Origin of the sequence: Bacillus sp. SN1 (genome assembly GCF_002796895.1) — a bacterium.
Classification (GTDB): domain Bacteria; phylum Bacillota; class Bacilli; order Bacillales; family Bacillaceae; genus Bacillus; species Bacillus inaquosorum.
Genome location: NZ_PHIE01000003.1, coordinates 21,483 through 41,698, shown reverse-complemented (window position 1 = coordinate 41,698; position 20,216 = coordinate 21,483). Strand labels below are relative to the sequence as shown.

The window sequence follows — 20,216 nt, the reverse complement described above, 5'->3', positions numbered from 1 at the left end:
CGGGTTTTGATTTTTCCATAAAACGTTCACATGTAGCATTAAACGTATGACTTTTATCTTATCATAAAACATAATCTGCAACTGTAATCTGGCTCTGCAAAAATCACATTCCTATTCTTTCCTGTTCTCTATTTTCTATGAGTACATACAAAAAGAGCCCGCTGGGAGCTCTTTTTGTCAGCTGATATTGCGTTCGCTGGCAGCAGCCGCATTTTTCTTATGAAAACCTTTTCCATAATACACAGCAAGTAAGATAAGAAACCATATCGGCCCGATAATCACGGCTACTCTTGTATCGGGACTGTAAGCCATAAGAATAACGACAAATGCTAAAAATGCCAATGACACATAAGATGTAAACGGAAAGAAAGGCATTTTGTATTTTAAGTGTTTCTTTTCTTCTGGCTGCAAGCTTTTCCGGTATCTAATTTGAGAAAGCAAAATGATCGCCCACGTCCAAATCGCTCCGAACGTCGCAATGCTTGTAACCCAAGTAAACACTTTCGCAGGTACAACGTAGTTTAACAGCACGCCGACCAATAAAGCGCCCGCTGAAGCCAGAACAGCTTTACCCGGGATGCCGCCTTTTGTCAGCTGGCCATAGGCTTTTGGCGCCTCCCCCTGATCCGCTAAGTTAAACAGCATCCGACCCGTGCTGAAAATGCCGCTGTTGCAGGAAGACAGCGCGGCCGTCAAGACGACAAAGTTAATGATGCCTGCCGCAGATGGAATGCCCACTTTTTCAAATGTGAGGACAAACGGACTTCCTTGTGAGCCAATTTCCTGCCATGGATAAATAGACATAATGACAAATAAAGCACCTACATAAAAAATCAAAATACGCCAAAATACCGTATCTATTGCTTTGGCTAACGATTTTTGCGGGTTCTTTACTTCACCAGCCGTCACCCCGATCATTTCAATCCCTAAATAGGCGAACATCACCATTTGGAGTGACAATAAAACCCCTTTTATGCCATATGGAAAAAATCCTCCGTTGTTCCACAAATTGCTGATTCCCGTGGCAATGCCTCCATTGCCGACCCCTGCGATGATCATCAATAACCCGACAGCAATCATAGATAAAATCGCGACAATTTTAATCAAAGCGAACCAAAATTCCAGCTCTCCGTAAGCTTTAACAGCCAAGAAGTTAACACCCGTCATAATGATCAGCGCCGATAATGCCCATATCCAGTTTGGCACGTCCGGAAACCAGTATCCCATATAAATACCGACAGCAGTGATTTCAGCCATACAGGTGACAACCCATAAAAACCAGTAGTTCCATCCGGTTAAATAGCCTGCAAGCGGTCCCAAATAATCACGCGCATACCTGCTGAAGGAGCCGGCGACCGGTTTTTGAATGGCCATTTCTCCAAGCGCCCTCATAATAAAAAACATGATCAGGCCGCTTACGGCATACGCTGCCAAAATACCAGGCCCTGCTAATTTGATAGCTGATGCGGAGCCGAGAAACAACCCCACTCCAATGGCAGCTCCTAAAGACATTAGAGAAATATGCCTCTGCTCGAGTCCGCGGTGCAGCTCTTGTTTTTGTTTTTGCATGCTCTTCTCCCCTAGAAAAAAATATCAATAAAACATTTTTCTGAATTTTTCGTGTGGATTAGGTAATCAATGATCATGGAGAAATAAAAGTATACAAGGCTTTCGACGAATCGAAAGCCTTGTCTGTTACACAAAGATGACTTCTTTAGGCTGATGGCTCAGCTCTTCAGGCATATACCGTTTTTCGATATTGATGCTGTGCCAGATCATAAAGATTAATACAGTCCAGATTTTACGGCTGTTATCAGCCTTATCCGCACAGTGGTCTTCAAGAAGCTGAAGGACATAATCCTTGTGGATGTAAGCATCCGTTTGGCTTTCCTGAATAATGTTCCGCACCCATTCGTTCATTTCGTTTTTCAGCCAATGACGGATCGGTACAGGGAAACCAAGCTTTTTGCGGTTTAAAACGTGCTCAGGCACAATTCCTTCAGCTGCTTTGCGAAGAAGATATTTCGTCGTGCCGTTCTTCGTTTTCAGTTCGTCAGGAATTTTTGAAGCGACGTCAAATACGACTTTATCCAGGAATGGCACACGCAGTTCCAAAGAATTCGCCATCGTCATTTTATCTGCTTTTAACAGAATGTCACCGCGCATCCAAGTGTGGATATCAACATATTGCATTTTGTTGATATCGCTGTATGAGCTGCTTTCTGTAAAGTAAGTCTTGGTCACATCGCGATATGAAAGGTTCGGATTATAATGTTTCAACAGCTGTTTTTTGACAGACTCTTCAAAGATCTTCGCGTTACCGATGTAACGATCCTGAAGCGGAGTGCAGCCGCGCTCAAGCAGGCTCTTTCCTCTCATTCCTTCAGGCATAACGGCCGCAACGTGCAGAAGCATCTTTTTCAGGCCGGACGGAATGCGCTCAAACGGTTTAAGCGAAAGCGGTTCACGGTAAATGTTATATCCGCCGAAGAGCTCGTCTGCACCTTCACCTGATAAGGCAACCGTTACATGTTTTTTCGCTTCTTTTGCAACAAAGTACAATGGAATCGCCGCCGGATCAGCAAGCGGATCATCAAAATGCCATACGATCTTCGGAAGCTCGTTCATGTATTCCTCAGGGGAAATGACTTTGCTGATATTTTCAATGCCAAGTGCCGCAGCAGTTTCTTTCGCTACATCGACTTCACTGAAGCCCTGCTGTTCGAATCCGACAGAGAAAGTTTTTAAGCTTGGATGAAATTCTTTCGCAACGGATACAATAAAGGAAGAATCGATTCCGCCAGACAGGAATGAACCGACAGGAACGTCACTTCTCATATGAACGTTTACAGAGTCATAGATCGCGTCTCTGACTTCTTTCACAAGCTTATCTTCTTCGGTCTGAACTGGCTTGAAGTTCGCTTTGAAATACGTTTTGAATGTGATATCGCCGTCCGGGCGGATTGTAAACTGTGAACCCGGCTCTACTTTTTTCACATTGGCATCAAGCGTGCTTGGTTCAGGAACGAATTGGAAAGACATGTACTGTTGCAATGCCTCTTTATCTATTTCAATATCATTCTGAGCAACCATTAAACTTTTTCTCTCTGAGGCAAAATAAACCTGATCATTGATCGTTGTGTAGTACAACGGTTTAATGCCAAATGGATCTCTTGCTCCATAAAGCACATGATCGTTTTTATTCCAAATCAGAAAGGCAAACATACCGCGCAGTTTGGACGCCGCTTCTTCTTTATAGTGACGGTAAGTCGCAAGAAGAACCTCTGTGTCCGAATCCGTGTTGAATGTGTACCCCTTTGCTTCAAGTTCTTCTCTCAGTTCAATATAGTTATAGATTTCTCCGTTAAAGATAATCCAATATGTTTCATCTTCATATGATAAAGGCTGTCCGCCATTTTCTACATCAATAATGCTGAGCCGTCTGAATCCGAATCCAACGTGCTCATCATGGAAATATCCATCACTGTCAGGACCGCGGTGAACGATCATTTGGTTCATTTGTTTGATTAGTTCTTCTTGATCAGCGGTTTGAGCTAACGGATGCTTGTTAAAAACCCCGACAAATCCACACATAGTATTGCCTCCATAATTAAAATTGTCATCATTGAACCCCTATTTATAGACGCTGTGAATAGTATTTGGTTTCACGGTTATGTAAAAAAATAAACATGAATACAACGTAAAAAAGGGAAAGCCGCTTAACCAGTAAGCGGCTATAAAATTATTCTCCTAACGCTTCTTTACGCAGCTGCTCCGCTTTGTCTGTACGTTCCCACGGAAGATCAACATCGTGGCGTCCAAAGTGGCCGTACGCAGCAGTTTGTTTGTAGATCGGACGGCGTAAATCAAGCATTTTGATAATGCCGGCAGGTCGTAAATCAAAGTTATTGCGAACAACTTCAATCAGTTTTTCCTCAGAAGCTTTTCCGGAACCGAATGTGTTGATTGAGATTGACACAGGCTGCGCAACACCAATCGCGTAAGCAAGCTGTACTTCGCAAGAATCTGCAAGCTCAGCCGCTACGATGTTTTTCGCAACATATCTTGCTGCATATGCCGCAGAACGGTCTACCTTCGTCGCATCCTTACCTGAGAATGCGCCTCCGCCGTGGCGTGCATAGCCGCCGTACGTATCAACAATGATTTTGCGTCCTGTAAGTCCCGCATCCCCTTGAGGGCCTCCGATAACGAAACGTCCTGTAGGATTGATGAAATATTTTGTTTCTTCATCAATTAGCTCTTCAGGAACAACCGGATTGATAACATGTTCTTTAATGTTGCGCTGGATTTGCTCAAGCGTAATTTCAGGGTGGTGCTGAGTTGAAATAACAATCGCGTCAATGCGGACAGGTTTGTTATTTTCATCATACTCAACCGTTACCTGTGTTTTGCCGTCAGGGCGAAGGTACGGAAGAATATCTTCTTTACGCACTTCACTCAGGCGGCGGGCCAATTTATGAGCAAGTGAAATTGGAAGAGGCATAAGCTCTTTCGTTTCGTTGCACGCATAACCGAACATTAAACCTTGGTCACCCGCACCGATCGCTTCAATTTCTTCGTCACTCATTGTGCCTTCACGGGCTTCAAGCGCTTGGTCTACACCCATCGCGATATCAGCAGACTGCTCGTCAATTGATGTTAAAACCGCACAAGTTTCCGCATCAAATCCGTATTTCGCACGTGTGTATCCGATTTCTTTAATGGTTTGGCGAACTGTTTTCGGAATGTCAACATACGTAGATGTTGTGATCTCTCCGCTGACAAGAACCAAACCAGTTGTCACAGACGTTTCACAAGCAACACGCGCGTTAGGGTCTTTCTTTAAAATTTCATCTAAAATGCTGTCAGAAATCTGGTCACAGATTTTATCCGGATGCCCCTCCGTAACAGATTCTGATGTAAATAAACGACGATTTTTACTCATGATTTGCTTCCTCCTGCACAAGGCCTCCCGAAAGACCTTGTATATATGATACGGAACTCGCTCCCTCTTTTATACAATGTAACGTTATATTAGAGAATGTTAATTGGCATATTTATGAAATAAAAAAACCTTTTCCATCGAGGAAAGGGTTTGGACTTTGTGCCTTTCACTCTTATCGCTCAAGGAATCATACAACCTTGCAACAGGTTAGCACCTTGGTTGTCTCACACAGTTGAACATAATAAATAACAGAGAAACCGGTTGCTGGGCTTCATAGGGCCTGTCCCTCCGCCAGCTCGGGATAAGAGTATCCGCTCAATGAAATATCTTATCGTAAAAGGGTTTGCAATGTCAATATGATTCAGAAGAAATAGGCACCTATATCGAGGGAAAACATTGGAAAACACACACAAAAAAAATGATAAATAGTATAGACTATTTGAAAATATATGTTATACTAATTCACAATTAGCAAAACACAAAAAACGATAAAGGAAGGTTTCATATGAACTCAGTTGATTTGACCGCTGATTTACAAGCCTTATTAACAAGTCCAAATGTGCGTCATAATTTATCAGCAGCACAGCTTACAGAAAAAGTACTCTCCCGGAACGAAGGCATTTTAACATCCACGGGTGCTGTTCGGGCGACAACAGGCGCTTACACAGGACGTTCACCTAAAGACAAATTTATCGTGGAGGAAGAAAGCACGAAAAATAAGATCGATTGGGGCACGGTGAATCAGCCGATTTCAGAAGAAGCATTTGACCGGCTGTACACGAAGGTTGTCAGCTATCTGAAACAGCGAGATGAGCTGTTTGTTTTCGAAGGATTTGCCGGAGCAGATGAAAAATACAGGCTGCCGATCACCGTCGTAAATGAGTTCGCATGGCACAATTTATTCGCCAGACAGCTGTTTATCCGTCCGGAAGGCAATGATAAGAAAACAGTTGAACAGCCGTTTACCATTCTTTCTGCTCCGCATTTTAAAGCGGATCCAAAAACAGACGGCACACATTCCGAAACCTTTATTATTGTCTCTTTCGAAAAGCGGACGATTTTAATCGGCGGAACAGAGTATGCCGGCGAAATGAAGAAATCCATTTTCTCCATTATGAATTTCCTGCTCCCTGAAAGAGATATTTTATCTATGCACTGCTCCGCCAATGTCGGTGAAAAAGGCGATGTCGCCCTTTTCTTCGGACTATCTGGAACAGGCAAGACCACACTGTCAGCCGATGCTGACCGCAAGCTGATCGGCGACGATGAACACGGCTGGTCTGACACAGGCGTCTTTAATATTGAAGGCGGATGCTACGCCAAGTGCATTCATTTAAGCGAAGAAAAGGAGCCTCAGATCTTTAATGCGATTCGCTTCGGGTCTGTTCTCGAAAATGTTGTTGTTGATGAAGATACACGGGAAGCCAATTATGATGATTCCTTCTATACCGAAAATACGCGGGCTGCTTACCCGATTCATATGATTGACAACATCGTGACCCCAAGCATGGCAGGCCACCCGTCAGCAATTGTATTTTTAACGGCTGATGCATTCGGGGTCCTGCCGCCGATCAGCAAACTGACGAAGGAGCAGGCGATGTACCATTTCTTAAGCGGTTATACGAGTAAACTTGCCGGAACCGAACGCGGTGTGACGTCTCCTGAGACGACATTCTCCACATGCTTCGGCTCACCGTTCCTGCCGCTTCCTGCTCACGTCTATGCTGAAATGCTCGGCAAAAAGATCGATGAACACGGCGCAGACGTTTACTTGGTCAATACCGGCTGGACTGGCGGCGGCTACGGCACAGGCGAACGCATGAAGCTTTCTTACACAAGAGCGATGGTCAAAGCAGCGATTGAAGGCCAATTAGAGGATGCAGAAATGATGACTGACGATATTTTCGGCCTGCACATTCCACTTCACGTTCCTGGCGTTCCCGATCATATCCTTCAGCCGGAAAACACGTGGAACAACAAGGAAGAATACAGAGAAAAGGCTATCTACCTCGCAAATGAATTCAAAGAGAATTTTAAAAAGTTCACACATACAGATGCCATTGCACAGGCTGGCGGCCCTCTCGTTTAGAAAGCAAAAGCCAAGAGCAATTATGCTCTTGGCTTGTTTTAATTGACAGAATGCAGTGAAGTCAGCTTGTACGTAATGATGGTCCGGCCGTCTTCCCATTGAAGCTTCTGCACTTCAGCTGTGCCCGATTTTTCGCCAAACTTTGTTTTGCGTACATCCATCGGAATCTCCATCGGATACACACGGTATCCCTCTTTCTCTAACGTGAATATATTTTCATCTATGCGAACTTCTTTTCCTTTTGTCACAATCAGTGTATTAAATTCAACAGGCATTCCCAAAGTGAAATCCCCTTTCGTTCTCTTTTTTCTTTATCATACCATATTTCACCGTCAGCGGTTTTTCATCCATTGTGTGAGCTGCCGTACGATACGCCGATTTTCTTTTGGCGGAAAATAATGTGTGAATTTACTGTAATACCACGTCTCCACCGGCTTATACAGCTGTTTTAGCTTCTCTTCAAATAGATAGGAATGCTGAATCGAAACGTTTTGGTCTTTTTCTCCATGGATTAATAGCACGGGGGCCTGAATTTTATCTACTTGGTCAAATGGTGTTCTCCATTTGTATTCCTCAGGCACCTTTTTCGGTGTTCCGCCGATGACTCTTTTCATCATTCGCCGCAAATCATGCCGCTCCTCATATGTAAGGATCATATCACTGACGCCTCCCCAGGAAACAAATGAAGCCGCTTGCCGGCCCATTTCAATCGCAGTGAGCATTCCCATAATTCCGCCGCGGGAAAAGCCGAAGATATGGATTCTGTCCTTCTTGACATTTGGATGCTGCTGAAGGAGTTGAAATGCAGAAAAGGCATCCTCCCTGTCTTTTCCGGCAAAATCCTCATTGCCCTCTCCTCCTTGATTTCCTCTGTAAAAAGGAGCAAACACAACAAACCCTTGGGATGCAAACTGGATAATCCGGCCCGGCCGAACCATGCCCACGCTTTTAATCCCGCCGCGCAAATATAAAAATCCGTCATATTGTCCCGGTGCCGCCGGCTCAGCCAGAAGCCCCTTTACCCGTAAGCCATTTGAAAGATAGCAGATCGTATACAAACGTACATGCTGACTTGGCGACGGAAATCTTCTTTTCTCAACAATCAAAGCACCCGCCTCCTTTTTTCTATATGCTTTCCTTCCTCCAAAATTACATCCGGAGAACCTGATTAGGCATTCACACATTTTTATACCCATCATACGATATGTAAAGCAAAAAAGGATATTAACTTGATGCTAAATAGGAGGTTGTCTATGTGAACAAATGGTTAAGGCTGGGCTGCGCCTGTGTTGGCAGTATATTTCTGATGATCGCCCTGGCGGCTTGCAAGCAGGAAGAAACGCTCACCAAAGTCAAAGTAGCTGAAGTGACCCATTCGATTTTTTACGCGCCTTTATATGTTGCTGAGTCTAAAGGATTTTTCAAGGAAGAAGGGCTTGATGTTGATGTAAACACGACATGGGGCGGCGACAAAACGATGACATCGCTTCTTTCAAACGGCTCAGACATCGCACTTGTCGGGTCAGAAACATCTATTTATGTCGAAGCGCAAGGGGCTAAAGACCCTGTCATTAATTTCGCCCAGCTGACCCAGACAGACGGAACGTTCCTTGTCGCGAGAGAAGATGTTGCACACTTTGACTGGGATCAGCTGGAAGGAAAAACGTTTCTCGGCCAGAGAAAAGGAGGCATGCCGCAAATGGTCGGCGAGTATGTGCTGAACAAACATAAAATTGACCCGCATAAGGATATTGACCTTATCCAGAACATAGACTTCGCCAATATCGCCAATGCATTTGCTTCTGGAACCGGCGAATATGTACAGCTCTTTGAACCGCAAGCTTCTCTCTTTGAGAAAAAAGGCATCGGCCATATCGTAGCTTCTTTCGGAGAAGAATCAGGCCAGGTTCCTTATACGACTTTTATGGCGAAACAAAGCTATCTGAAGAAACATGAAGACACAGCCGTCAAGTTTACAAAAGCCATTTATAAGGCGCAGCAGTGGGTGGAAAACCACTCGGCGAAGGACATCACAGACGCCATTAAAGATGAATTTGATGATACCGATCCAGAAGTCATCGAAACATCCATTGAACGCTATAAAAAGCAGCATTCGTATTCGCCAGACCCTCTGCTCAACGAAAAAGAATGGGAGCTGCTCCAAACCATTATGGATCAATCGGGAGAACTGCCGAAGCACATTCCATACAATCAGCTAGTAAATAAACAAATTGCCGAAAAAGTCACCTCGGAAAAATAGGAGGCGCCATTTATGTCTTTCTTACATGTCGACCATGTAACCCATACTTATTTTTCTGTTAAAGAAAAAACAACGGCCGTGCGGGATATTCATTTCAATGCTGAAAAAGGTGATTTCATCTCATTTCTCGGCCCAAGCGGCTGCGGAAAAACAACACTGCTTTCCATTATTGCCGGCCTGATTGAGCCATCGGAAGGCAGAGTTCTGATTGAAGGACGTGAGCCAAATCAAAAAGAACATAACATTGGCTACATGCTTCAGCAGGATTACTTATTTCCCTGGAAATCTATCGAGGAAAATGTGCTTCTCGGTCTAAAAATCGCCGACACGTTGACGGAAGAAAGCAAGGCCGCTGCACTCGGTCTATTGCCGGAGTTCGGCCTCATAGATGTGGAGAAGAAATATCCGAAAGAGCTGTCGGGCGGAATGCGCCAGCGGGCCGCACTTGCAAGAACTCTTGCGCCAGATCCAAGTCTGCTTTTGCTGGATGAGCCATTTTCCGCGCTTGATTTTCAGACAAAGCTGTCATTGGAAAACCTGGTATTCCGTACATTAAAGGAGTATCAAAAAACAGCAGTGCTTGTCACTCATGATATTGGGGAAGCGATAGCGATGAGCGATACGATCTATTTATTTTCAAACCAGCCAGGCACCATCCATCAGATTTTTACCATTCCTAAGGAATTGGCCGCGATGATGCCTTTTGACGCCCGCCAGGCGCCATCCTTCCAGACGCTTTTTCAAACGATATGGAAGGAGCTGAATTCTCTTGAGAAGCAGCAAAGAAACCATTGATTTGCTTCACGAGCAATATCAATTAAAACAGAAAAAGGAAAAATGGAATGTACATTCCTTTCAGCTTGCCATATTTATTCTCTTTTTCTCGGGTTGGGAAATCTCCAGCAGGCTCGGCTGGATTGATCCGCTGATCTTCAGCTCTCCGTCAGCTGTATGGCGTTTATTGCTGGAGAAACTGGGTGACGGGTCTTTACTGTCACATATCGGCGTCACTTTATTTGAAACGGTGCTTGGCTTTTTGCTTGGGACGTTGATGGGCACGTGCCTCGCTGCTTTGTTATGGTGGTCCAACCGGCTTGCCAGAATTTTAGATCCGTATCTCGTTATTTTGAATGCAATGCCGAAAGTGGCGCTGGGCCCGATCCTGATTGTTGCGCTCGGTCCCAGTTTTATCAGCATTATTGCGATGGGGGCCATCATCAGCGTCATTATCACCACCATCGTCGTGTACACCGCCTTTCAAGAGGTTGACGAAAACTATATAAAAGTCATGAAAACATTCGGTGCAAAAAAATGGGTCATTTTTAAAGAAGTGATTCTGCCCGCATCCTCCCCCGCTATTATTTCAACACTGAAAGTAAACGTCGGGTTATCATGGGTTGGCGTCATTGTAGGGGAATTCCTTGTCTCTAAGGTCGGGTTGGGATATATGATTATTTACGGTTTCCAAGTCTTCAATTTCACGCTCGTCTTCTTAAGCCTGCTGATCATCGCCATATTTGCCACTCTGATGTATCAGGGCGTAGAGCTTCTGGAAAAGAAATGGACGAAGGGCAGGACATAAAAAACCCGGCACATGTGCCGGGTTTTCATTCGATCCATCCAGCTTCTTTCAGTTTTTTCAAACTGATCGGAAGAACGGAATCCTTCATAATAAAGCTGAATTTTTTATTGCGGGAAAGGTTTTCCGGAAGCTCATGAAACAGAACCGGGCCTTTCGTTTCAAAGTAATCAGCTTGCTTTTCAAGCTTTTCTATATCTGCAAAATATATATTTTTCACAATCACTTTTTCTTTACCGAGAACTTTATACTGTCCGAGGTACTTGAGGCTTTTCACTCTCGCACCCGTCTCTTCCTTTACTTCCCGGAGCGCCGCCTCTTCTGCGCACTCCATCGGCTCTACTTTCCCGCCTGGAAACTCATAGCCTCTGTCCTCATGTTCTGTTAAAAGCCATTTGCCGCCAAAACGGCAAATCACCCAGACATGCTTTGGGCTGTCCGAGAAAGGCTGATTGTCAAAGGAAAGCTGAACAGTATTCTGATAATAATCTTTAAACTCGTACATGTTTATCCCTCAAATCCGTTCCTAGCTATCTTCCATACATCATACCACAGTTATGTTTCTTCGGAAGCCTTTTATCAAAAAATTAGGGAAACCCAGCACGCCATCAGGGTCTAAAACATGCAGACCAGCTCGTACAGTTTTTTGCCGTGCCTTTTGCCAGAATGTGCGACTGGCGCTCTGGGCTTTATTATGACCCGTGAACAGCTAAAAGTTACGGTTTGCGTTTGAATTTATTTTTTAACGTTTCTAAAAGATCGACGAGCATCTGAGGAACCGGTATGCCGAGAGAGCTGGCTGTCACTACAATTTGCACAGACTCATAAAGAATATAAAACATAATAGCCAAGTCACGTATTGACCCCTGTGTATTCAGCAGCTGATCAAAAAAGTGGCATACAGAGATCAGAGCCAGCGTGACTAATTTTTTGACAAGCCGGGTAAATACTTTTTTAAACGCCAGCTTGTGAATAATCGTTTCCTTCAAGGTCGTACTGATAAATTCAATGGCCATAAGAGAGAGCAAAATCAGGAATGAATATTGAAAACCTCCGAAGAAAAACCCCGCTGCTGAAACGCTGACTGCTAAAAACGAAAAGATGCCAAAGTCTCTATCCATTTATACCAACATCCTTTCACAGAAACGGCCTTACGATATTCTATGGAAAACAAGCCGAACGGATTGGATTTTTCAGAAAAATGGACTGGTTGTCGCCTATTTTAATTTGGATACAAAATTAAAGCCGGACGTCTTTTATAAGACATCCGGCCTTTCTTTTTTGGGTTTATCCCAGGTAAGCTTTCAGCATCCAGTTGTGTTTTTCAATATTTTGATGGATCGCAAGAAGCATGTCCCCTGTTGTTTCATCACCGACTTCATCAGCTAAATCCATGCCGTTTTTCAGCTCTTCCGCGATGACTGTGAAATCATCATATACGCTCTGAACCATTTGTTCAGCCGTTTCATTTCCTTCCGCTTCTTTTACAGAAGCTGTTTCCAAGGATTCCTTCATTGTCGCAATTGGTTTTCCGTTCAGTGCCAAAAGACGTTCTGCTAAGTCATCAATATAAGTTGCCGTTTCGTTATACAGCTCTTCAAACTTTTCATGAAGAGTGAAGAAATCTTTCCCTTTCACATACCAATGATAATTATGTAGTTTCACATACATGACTGTCCAGTTGGCTACTTGTTTGTTCACTGCTTGAATCAATTGTTCTGACATGATTATCTTCCTCCTTGTTATATGACTATGTATACCCTTTATATCGTACGTTAAAACCTCTTTTTTACCCTTATCTGTCACAATTTCTTCTGCTATGCTACAATTGTTAAAAAACGGGAGGTGGAATGTCATGACGCTTCTCATTACGGTAAGTATTTTGATTGTGCTGGCTGTTTTGCTTGTCACCATTTGGACGACTGTGAAAGCCTATAATGTAAAGCACACCATCGATCCCCCGCAAGAAACTCGCTCTGATTCAAAACGTCAATGATTGTGTGAATGCTCGTCTTCAGTCTGATTGCTGGCAGCATCGGCGTCTCCGACTTGGACTTTTAAGGTCGGCATGCTATGCTGTTTTTTTGCTGTGACATGGGATTGGACAGTGTATATACCATCTTCCTTAAACGTTGTTTCCAATCGATATACGCCTTTTTCCTGTTTCGCTTTATACATTTGGCTGGCGTCTTTTTCTCCTTCTTTCCACACTTCAAACTCCACTTCATCAGCATCCGTCACAGCTTCGTCACCATATGATACCGCTGCTTCATAAGCGGCACTTTCTCCGGGATTTACTTTTTCAGGTCCGGTCAGCTTGACATCCAATACCTCGGGCGTCTCAGCTGTATTTGCTTTGTTTTCGCCAGATCCGCATCCATTAAGCAAAAAAGCAGAAAAAAGCAGAACAACCAACATTTTTTTCATGCCATCACCCTTTCATCGTTTACCTAAATAGTAGCAAACGCTTACAGCAAATGGTATATAAAAAAGAAGACGTCACAAAAAAGACCTTTTTGCTTAAGTGCAAAAAGGTCCCTTTCTGTTTAGCCAAATACTTTTAGCAATTCTTCTTTATCCTGTGACAGCCAGAAACGCATTAAACGTTTAGCGCCTTCCAGATCATGAAGCTTCGCCTGGCCGCACTGCTTTTCATTTGCGGCCGGAATTTCGGTAATTTCTACTGCTTCGTTCATTGTATCTTCAAGAAGAGCAACGATTTCCGCTGGTGTCGGCTCTCCGCTCACAACAAGATAATAGCCTGTTTGGCAGCCCATTGGAGAAATATCGATGATATCAAAATGATCGTATTTCTCAGCGTGAGAACGAATCGTAAACGCGAGCAAATGCTCAAGTGTGTGAATGGTGTCAGGCTTCATCGCCTGTTTATTCGGCTGGCAAAAACGAATATCAAATTTATTAACAACGCCGTCTGTTCCTACTTTATGCACGCCGCAATGTCTTACGTATGGAGCAACAACAGCATTATGATCTAGCTCAAAACTTTCTACTGAAGGCATAATGGCACTCTCCCTTTTTTAAAAATGTACATTCATTATAACATACCTTTCCGATAAGAATTATCGAATAACTTTTCAATCTGCGTTTTTTTTCTTATACTTGCATCAGAAAGGTTGCTGAAGAAATATGAAAACCCTATTTATCGCTCTGATCAGAGGATATCAAAAATTCATCTCGCCGCTGACACCGCCAACATGCCGCTTTTATCCGACTTGTTCCCAATACGGAATCGAAGCGATTAAAACGCATGGCGCTCTAAAAGGTGGGTGGCTGACCATCAAACGGATTTTGAAATGCCACCCGTTACATCCGGGAGGAGTCGATCCCGTTCCTGAAAAGAAACGAAAACATTAAGCGTTATAGCCGTTTACGACAAGATCCAGCTTTCCGGTTTTAGGATCAATAACTAACCCATGGACAGGAACATTTTCCGGGAACAGCGGATGATGTTTTATAACGTCTACGCTGTCTTTTACACTAGCTTCCACTGAATCAAAGCTTTTAAACCACTGATCGAAGTCAACACCGGAGTACTTTAATGTTTCGATGCGTTCTTCAGGAATTCCTCTTTCTTTCATTCTATCAAGCATGCTTTCGCTGCTGATTTTGCTCATGCCGCAATCGTGATGCCCGATCACACATACCTCATCTGCGTTCAGCTCATACACTGCGACGAGCAAACTTCTCATGATGCTTCCGAATGGGTGTGTCACAAGCGCACCAGCACTTTTAATGATTTTCACATCACCGTTTCGCATATTCATTGCATGCGGCAGCAATTCAACCAAACGAGTGTCCATGCAAGAAAGAATTGCCATTTTTTTATCTGGGAATTTTGATGTTTGAAACTTTTCGTACTCCTTTTGTTCAGTAAATGTCTTGTTAAATTCAAGAATATCATTTAGTAGGCTCATAAGCTAGCTGTATTCCTTTCTGGTCTTTTTACTCTTCAATATATCACAGCATTTGTCTTTTCGTCATCTTATCAAAAATCAAACTGAGCAAGAAAAAAAGACAAACCCTCAGGTCTGCCTCATTTCCCCATATTATAGCGTTTTTTGAACTGCTCCACTCGTCCGCCTTTTTCATTGAATTTCTGGCGGCCTGTATAAAACGGATGCGTGGCAGAACTGACCTCTACTTTAATGACCGGATATGTGTTGCCGTCTTCCCACTCTGCTGTTTCATTAGATGTTTTAGTAGAGGTGCTGAGAAAACGGTAGCCGCTGTTGACATCCTGAAATATGACTTTGTGGTTCTTTGGATGAATTCCTTCTTTCATGTCTATCCCCTTTCTACAAATCGTAATAATTACGTTTTATTTTATATCCTCACAAACGTTTTGTCAATCTCCTTACATCCTTCCCTAGGTTTTCGCATCGTAAACCTCACGGCATTTAAGAATAGGAAGAATAATCTAACCGAGGAAGCAAATAATAAACCCAAAATACATACAGAACGTCTTTTTAGAAAGGTGGTTTACGTTTGTGGATGATTTAGTTTTGGCTAGAAGCCTTTTTGGCACGACAATGGGCTTTCATATCATTTTTGCAACGCTTGGAGTCGGTCTGCCGCTGATGATTTTAGTGGCGGAATTGATCTATCAAAAAACGAAAGATGACCATTATGCGATCATGGCGAAAAGATGGACGAAAGCGCAAGCCGTTTTGCTGGGGGTCGCCATACCGACCGGGACGATTGCGGGCACTCAGCTCGCGCTTTTATGGCCGGGATTTATGGAAGTCATCGGCCGGGTCATGTCTCTGCCATTTCAAATTGAGATCTATGCTTTTTTTGTTGAAGCCCTTTTCATGTCGATTTATGTATATGCCGCAGACCGTTTGTCACCGGCTATGAGGATTGTTGCTGTTTTCTTTGTATTAGTCGGCGCCGCAGCGTCAGCTGTTCTGATTACGAATGTTCACGCCTTTGAAGGAACGCCGGCCGGTTTTAAAATTTCAAACGGAAAAATTACAGATGTTGATCCGTGGGCTGCGTTCTTTAACCCAAGCTTTTTTATCACTGCCGGCCATGTCGTTTTATCCGCGTTTATGACGGGAGCTTTTATCGTGGCTTCTGTGGCTGCATATAAAATGATCCGGACGAGAAAAAAGGAAAAGGTCTATCGCTTTCACCGGAAAGCCCTTTTGCTCGCACTGACGATCGGCGGTATTTTTTCATTGCTGACCGCTTTGAATGGACACGAATCTGCACAGATGCTTTATGAATATCAGCCCGAAAAATTAGCCGGTGCCGAAGGCTTGTTTGAAACAAGGTCTCACGCCCCTCTTGCTATCGGCGGTTTTACCGACCCAAATGAAGAAAAAGTAAAATGGGCAATTGAGATTCCATGGGCGTTAAGCTTTTTAGCAGCGAACCGCTTTGACACAGTTGTAAAAGGATTAAATGCATTTCCGAGAGACGAATGGCCGCCGCTGTTTATTCACACGCTTTTTAATGCGATGGTCGGAGTAGGAATGCTGCTCATCCTTTATTCCATTATCGGTGTGGTCTGGAGAAAGGTGCTAAAGAAAGACCGTTTCCCAACGTGGCTTTTGGTCATTTTTATGACGGCAGGCCCTTTTAGCATCATCGGCATTGAATTTGGCTGGATTTTCGCCTGTACGGGGAGGCAGCCTTGGGTCATCTATCATCTCCTGAAAACGTCGGATGTTGTGACGACGACTGGCTCGATCGGGGTGCTCTTCTTATTTTTCACATTCGTTTACGCCGTGTTGGGCGCAGCTGTCGTCTACGTGCTGCTGTACTATTTCCGCAAACACCCGGTTGACGAAGATTTAAATACAGCGGAGTCGTAACGGCTCCGCAAACAGGAAACCAAATGGAAGGAAGATCGATAAATGGACATTTCAACTGACGCTCTGATCGCCATCTCAATTATTTGGGGTTTTGTGTTTATCTACGCCGTCATGGCGACAATGGATTTTGGAGCGGGATTTTGGTCTATGATCTATTTAAACAAGGAGCACATGAAGGCCACCGACATCGCGAACCGCTTTCTGTCCCCGACTTGGGAGGTAACAAATGTCTTCATCGTGGCCATCGTTGTGGCGCTTTTCAGCTTTTTTCCGGGCGCGACATTTGTGCTCGGAACCGTTTTATTAATTCCTGGAAGCATGATTTTACTGCTTTTAGCGATCCGAAGCGGGTTTCTCGTTTTTTCAAACACAGCGAAAGAACGAAAATTGCTAAGATATATTTCCGGCATCTCCGGCTTTATCATCCCTGCTATTTTAATTTTGGTGCTTCCTGTGACGCACGGAGGGTTTATAGAAAAAACGGACGGAATCTATAACTTAAATATGTCTAAAATCTTTTCAAGCCCGAACGCCTATTCATTTATCGGGTTTGCGATTTTAAGCACTTTATTTTTATCCTCACTGCTGCTTGCTGATTTTTCAAATGTGGCGGAGGAACAGGATGCCTACCGCGCTTACAGAAAAAGCGCCATGATTACCGGCCCTATTTCACTCCTGTTTGCTGTATGCATTATGCTGACAATGCGGAATGAGGCAAACTGGCTGTATAGCGGCATGATGAATGATTTCTCCTGGATTATTGCATCGTTCATTACATTTGTCATTGCTGGAATTGCTCTTTTTCTGCCTAACAAGAGCTTTGGCCAAAACATCGGAAAGCCGCGGCTTGCACTTGTCGCGATTGCGATACAGTATTTTCTGGCAAGCTACGCGTACGGGCGGGCGCATCTCCCTTATATGATTTATCCTGATGTGACAGTTATGTCGGGCTTCACAGAACCAGCAACGTTCAGAGCGCTGTTTGCGACGTATATTGTTGCATTTATCATCCTCTTTCCGGGCTTCTTTTTCTTCTGGAAAATGTTTATGCGAGATAAGCGGTATATCCGTCAGGAGGAATAGAGGACAAACCCGCCGGCTATACTAAGGCAGAACCTTGATAAGGAGGGGATGGCATGGAGCAGAAAATTCTATGCGAAGTCAACAACTGTTCTTATTGGGACAAAGGGAACAAATGCACCGCTGATGCCATTTATGTTGTCAGTCATACTGGTGAAACGGCTGAAAACAGCCGGGAAACGGACTGCAAAACGTTTAAGCCGCATGATTTGTAATCAAAAGAAAGAGCTGCCTCAGCCAGCTCTTTCTTTTCGCATGTTTAATGTTCTCAGTTTTTTTGTCATGACCCCGTTTGCAGGTGAAAACAAAAAGGCACCTGTATAACATACACCTGTCATGGCCGCCATCGCTCCGGAAATCGAAACATTAAGCCACGTTGCGAAGAAATAGCCCATGACCGCTGAAAGCCCTCCAATCACCGCGCTGAGGATCAACATATAAAGCAGCCGGTCAGTCAGCAAATGAGCTGCAGCAGGCGGGACAATCAGCATGGCCACAACCAATACAGCACCCACCGAATCAAAGGAAGCAACGGTCGTCAGCGACAGCATGCCCATTTGCACATAATGAATCAGCAAAACCGGTATTCCCAGAGCTAAAGCCATTTGCGGATCAAACGAAGCGATTTTGAACTCCTTATAGCACATACTGATCAACAATACATTTAAAACCAGAACAGTTGCCAGCATCCAAAACGCTTTCGGCCCGATGTCAACTCCGAATACTGTAATCGTATTCCACGGCACAAAAGCGATTTCTCCCATTAACGAGTGCTCAATATCAAGATGGACATTCGCTCCATACACAGAAAGCAAAATGACGCCGACTGCAAATAAGGATGTAAAAACAACGCCTATGGCGGCATCTGATTGAACCCCCTTGCTGTGGAGAAGCTGAACCAAAAATGCCGTTAACAGTCCAGATACTGCCGCCCCGATAAACATAGGAATCCCGTCAAGACTTCCTGTCACAAGAAAAGCACCGACGATGCCAAGCAACACAGTATGGCTGATCGCGTCGGCCAGCATTGCCATTCTTCTCAACACCAAGAATGTGCCGATCAGCCCACAGCTCACACCGACTAGTACACCAGTAGCTATAATCCATGCTTCAAAACTCATTTGCGATCTGTCCCTTCTCGGCATCAGGGGGCGCCTTTCGAAGCTCAGGCATCCGTCCATACAGCTTTAAGAGTGAAAAAATCCGCTCTCTCGTTTCCTCAGGCAAACGATCCGGGACAAAATGATCCTGATCGAATTCTATATTCGCAAGCTCCATTTCATGCATGAGGTACACTTCATACATCCGTTGCTTCAAAGCGATGTGATAGCCTTTTTCTATCCCAGTGCGTGTCATTTGCCAAACCCTGTTTTCGATACGCACGATGCACCTCTCTTTTTCCAAGTCATTCAATACCTTAAGACATAATGCAGGGGATATCCGCCTTTTCTTTCTTACACCTTCAGCCGTTACATAAAGATCCTTCTTTTCATACTGCTCATAAATCGTCAGCAGCACCTGCTCTCGGCTTGTTTTCCGCCGCAGCCTTATCAGCCTTATTGCTTTTGCTGCCAATCCACGCTTAGGCGCGCAAATCATTGAAAATAGAAAGATCATTGTTGCTGATAAGATCATTAACGGCCCTGTCGCCATGCCCTTCATCGTCGTGCTCAGCAAGGTTCCAGCCACGCCGCTTACACCGCCTATGATCCCGGCAATGACCATCATTCCGGTTAACCGCTCGGTCCAATACCTTGCAGCTATGGCAGGCGTAATCAGCATAGCCGCCATTAATATCACACCAACTGTCTGAAGCCCGATGACGACAGCACAGACGATAAGGCAAGCCAAAAGCCCGTTTAAAAAACGAACCGGCATTCCCAACCCCTTTGCAAACGCGAGATCGAAAGTAATCAATGTAAACTCCTTATAGAAAACAATACAAAGAAGCAATAAAACAGCGGATATTCCTGCAATCAGAATGATATCCTCTCTGATCAATGAAGCGGCCTGGCCGAATAAAAAAGAATCAAGCCCGCTTTGGCTTCCCGCCCCCTGCTGCTGAATATATGTCAGCAGTATGATTCCGACGCCAAAAAACACAGAGAGAACAATCCCAATCGCCGAGTCCTCTTTTGTTTTTGAAAGCCGCGGAATCAGCTGAATACACCACGTTCCAAGCAAACCTGCAAGTGCTGCCCCCAGCAAAAAGAAAGGCAGTGATTTTTGCCCGGTGAACAGAAAAGCGAGACACACGCCCGGCAGAGCTGAATGAGCCATCGCATCACCGATTAAACTTTGCTTTCTCAGCAGCACAAAGCTGCCCAAAACACCGCTTGCCGCCCCGAGCAAAAGCGTGCCCGCAAGCACCCACTGTGTATTTGGATGCTGGAGCTGCAGCCACAAACTTTCAAACAATGCGC

23 protein-coding genes and 1 riboswitch are annotated in these 20,216 nt (G+C 44.3%); of the genes, 9 read left to right on the top strand and 14 right to left on the bottom strand.

Features of this window, described 5'->3' with window-relative positions; all coding sequences use genetic code 11:
- Positions 1–177: 177 nt before the first annotated feature.
- From alaP to metK, 3 genes are all read right to left on the bottom strand, one after another.
- Entirely contained in the window at positions 178–1,569 is a 1,392-nt protein-coding gene (gene alaP, locus CVV77_RS11865; protein WP_003238023.1) for an alanine permease AlaP, read from the bottom strand.
- 126 nt (positions 1,570–1,695) lie between these two features.
- On the bottom strand, positions 1,696–3,594 hold the full coding sequence (gene asnB / locus CVV77_RS11860; RefSeq protein ID WP_003238025.1) for an asparagine synthase (glutamine-hydrolyzing): 1,899 nt from the start codon (positions 3,592–3,594) through the stop codon (positions 1,696–1,698).
- A gap of 148 nt (positions 3,595–3,742) precedes the next feature.
- Complete coding sequence (gene metK / locus CVV77_RS11855) at positions 3,743–4,945, bottom strand: methionine adenosyltransferase (protein ID WP_003229102.1); 1,203 nt, start codon at positions 4,943–4,945, stop codon at positions 3,743–3,745.
- Between the two features lie 169 nt (positions 4,946–5,114).
- Positions 5,115–5,253: riboswitch (SAM riboswitch) on the bottom strand.
- A gap of 197 nt (positions 5,254–5,450) precedes the next feature.
- Between metK and pckA the strand changes: the two genes are divergently transcribed.
- Positions 5,451–7,034 carry a phosphoenolpyruvate carboxykinase (ATP) gene (gene pckA / locus CVV77_RS11850; RefSeq protein WP_100275483.1) on the top strand — a complete coding sequence of 528 codons (1,584 nt, stop codon included), beginning with the start codon at positions 5,451–5,453 and terminating at the stop codon, positions 7,032–7,034.
- A 38-nt stretch (positions 7,035–7,072) separates the two neighbouring features.
- On the opposite strand, the gene CVV77_RS11845 is transcribed toward pckA, so the two are convergent.
- Positions 7,073–7,315, bottom strand: coding sequence for a DUF2584 domain-containing protein (locus CVV77_RS11845; RefSeq protein WP_003238029.1), 243 nt, complete (start codon positions 7,313–7,315; stop codon positions 7,073–7,075).
- 51 nt (positions 7,316–7,366) lie between these two features.
- Positions 7,367–8,140: an alpha/beta hydrolase family protein gene (locus CVV77_RS11840; protein ID WP_100275482.1), complete on the bottom strand. Its 774-nt coding sequence runs from the start codon at positions 8,138–8,140 to the stop codon at positions 7,367–7,369.
- 149 nt (positions 8,141–8,289) lie between these two features.
- Here CVV77_RS11840 and CVV77_RS11835 point away from each other — a divergent pair, with 149 nt between their 5' ends.
- Genes CVV77_RS11835 through CVV77_RS11825 form a run of 3 tightly spaced genes read left to right on the top strand, consistent with a single transcriptional unit; the run spans position 8,290 to position 10,876 of the window.
- Entirely contained in the window at positions 8,290–9,294 is a 1,005-nt protein-coding gene (locus tag CVV77_RS11835) for an ABC transporter substrate-binding protein (protein ID WP_100275481.1), read from the top strand.
- 12 nt (positions 9,295–9,306) lie between these two features.
- The gene (locus CVV77_RS11830) at positions 9,307–10,089 is read left to right on the top strand and encodes an ABC transporter ATP-binding protein (protein WP_003238035.1); all 783 of its coding nucleotides are present in this window, start codon (positions 9,307–9,309) and stop codon (positions 10,087–10,089) included.
- On the top strand, positions 10,064–10,876 hold the full coding sequence (locus CVV77_RS11825; protein ID WP_019259263.1) for an ABC transporter permease: 813 nt from the start codon (positions 10,064–10,066) through the stop codon (positions 10,874–10,876). The genes CVV77_RS11830 and CVV77_RS11825 overlap by 26 nt, the downstream gene beginning before the upstream one ends.
- 25 nt (positions 10,877–10,901) lie before the next feature.
- Here the strand turns inward: CVV77_RS11825 and ytkD are convergent, their stop codons facing one another.
- From ytkD to CVV77_RS11805, 3 genes are all read right to left on the bottom strand, one after another.
- Positions 10,902–11,378, bottom strand: coding sequence for an RNA deprotection pyrophosphohydrolase (gene ytkD / locus CVV77_RS11820; protein ID WP_019259264.1), 477 nt, complete (start codon positions 11,376–11,378; stop codon positions 10,902–10,904).
- A gap of 211 nt (positions 11,379–11,589) precedes the next feature.
- On the bottom strand, positions 11,590–11,994 hold the full coding sequence (locus CVV77_RS11815; protein ID WP_100275480.1) for a phage holin family protein: 405 nt from the start codon (positions 11,992–11,994) through the stop codon (positions 11,590–11,592).
- 166 nt (positions 11,995–12,160) lie between these two features.
- Entirely contained in the window at positions 12,161–12,598 is a 438-nt protein-coding gene (locus CVV77_RS11805) for a Dps family protein (protein ID WP_003238042.1), read from the bottom strand.
- 130 nt (positions 12,599–12,728) lie between these two features.
- On the opposite strand from CVV77_RS11805, the gene ytzI reads away from it, so the two are divergent.
- Positions 12,729–12,869: a YtzI protein gene (ytzI, locus tag CVV77_RS11800; RefSeq protein ID WP_003238044.1), complete on the top strand. Its 141-nt coding sequence runs from the start codon at positions 12,729–12,731 to the stop codon at positions 12,867–12,869.
- Here the strand turns inward: ytzI and CVV77_RS11795 are convergent.
- Entirely contained in the window at positions 12,863–13,300 is a 438-nt protein-coding gene (locus tag CVV77_RS11795; protein ID WP_019259266.1) for a FixH family protein, read from the bottom strand. The genes ytzI and CVV77_RS11795 overlap by 7 nt on opposite strands.
- A 119-nt stretch (positions 13,301–13,419) precedes the next feature.
- Positions 13,420–13,893, bottom strand: a complete 474-nt coding sequence (locus CVV77_RS11790; RefSeq protein ID WP_100275479.1) for an S-ribosylhomocysteine lyase — start codon at positions 13,891–13,893, stop codon at positions 13,420–13,422.
- A 127-nt stretch (positions 13,894–14,020) separates the two neighbouring features.
- On the opposite strand from CVV77_RS11790, the gene yidD reads away from it, so the two are divergent.
- Entirely contained in the window at positions 14,021–14,248 is a 228-nt protein-coding gene (yidD, locus tag CVV77_RS11785) for a membrane protein insertion efficiency factor YidD (RefSeq protein WP_003238050.1), read from the top strand.
- Here the strand turns inward: yidD and CVV77_RS11780 are convergent.
- Positions 14,245–14,808 (bottom strand): beta-class carbonic anhydrase, encoded by a 564-nt coding sequence (locus CVV77_RS11780; RefSeq protein WP_003238052.1) that lies wholly within the window; start codon positions 14,806–14,808, stop codon positions 14,245–14,247. The two genes, yidD and CVV77_RS11780, sit on opposite strands and share 4 nt — an antisense overlap.
- Before the next feature lie 119 nt (positions 14,809–14,927).
- A complete protein-coding gene (locus CVV77_RS11775; protein ID WP_100275478.1) occupies positions 14,928–15,176 on the bottom strand; it encodes a type B 50S ribosomal protein L31 in 249 nt (82 codons plus the stop codon).
- A gap of 205 nt (positions 15,177–15,381) precedes the next feature.
- On the opposite strand from CVV77_RS11775, the gene CVV77_RS11770 reads away from it, so the two are divergent.
- The 3 genes from CVV77_RS11770 to CVV77_RS11760 are packed head-to-tail and all read left to right on the top strand — an operon-like array spanning position 15,382 to position 18,008.
- A complete protein-coding gene (locus CVV77_RS11770) occupies positions 15,382–16,713 on the top strand; it encodes a cytochrome ubiquinol oxidase subunit I (protein ID WP_003238054.1) in 1,332 nt (443 codons plus the stop codon).
- A gap of 42 nt (positions 16,714–16,755) precedes the next feature.
- On the top strand, positions 16,756–17,796 hold the full coding sequence (locus tag CVV77_RS11765; RefSeq protein ID WP_100275477.1) for a cytochrome d ubiquinol oxidase subunit II: 1,041 nt from the start codon (positions 16,756–16,758) through the stop codon (positions 17,794–17,796).
- Between the two features lie 53 nt (positions 17,797–17,849).
- Complete coding sequence (locus CVV77_RS11760) at positions 17,850–18,008, top strand: DUF1540 domain-containing protein (RefSeq protein ID WP_003238057.1); 159 nt, start codon at positions 17,850–17,852, stop codon at positions 18,006–18,008.
- A gap of 18 nt (positions 18,009–18,026) precedes the next feature.
- Here the strand turns inward: CVV77_RS11760 and mntD are convergent, their stop codons facing one another.
- Positions 18,027–18,914 carry a manganese ABC transporter permease MntD gene (mntD, locus tag CVV77_RS11755; protein WP_100275476.1) on the bottom strand — a complete coding sequence of 296 codons (888 nt, stop codon included), beginning with the start codon at positions 18,912–18,914 and terminating at the stop codon, positions 18,027–18,029.
- Positions 18,904–20,211 carry a metal ABC transporter permease gene (locus CVV77_RS11750; protein ID WP_100275689.1) on the bottom strand — a complete coding sequence of 436 codons (1,308 nt, stop codon included), beginning with the start codon at positions 20,209–20,211 and terminating at the stop codon, positions 18,904–18,906. Before CVV77_RS11750 ends, mntD begins: the two co-directional genes overlap by 11 nt.
- Between the last annotated feature and the right edge of the window lie 5 nt (positions 20,212–20,216).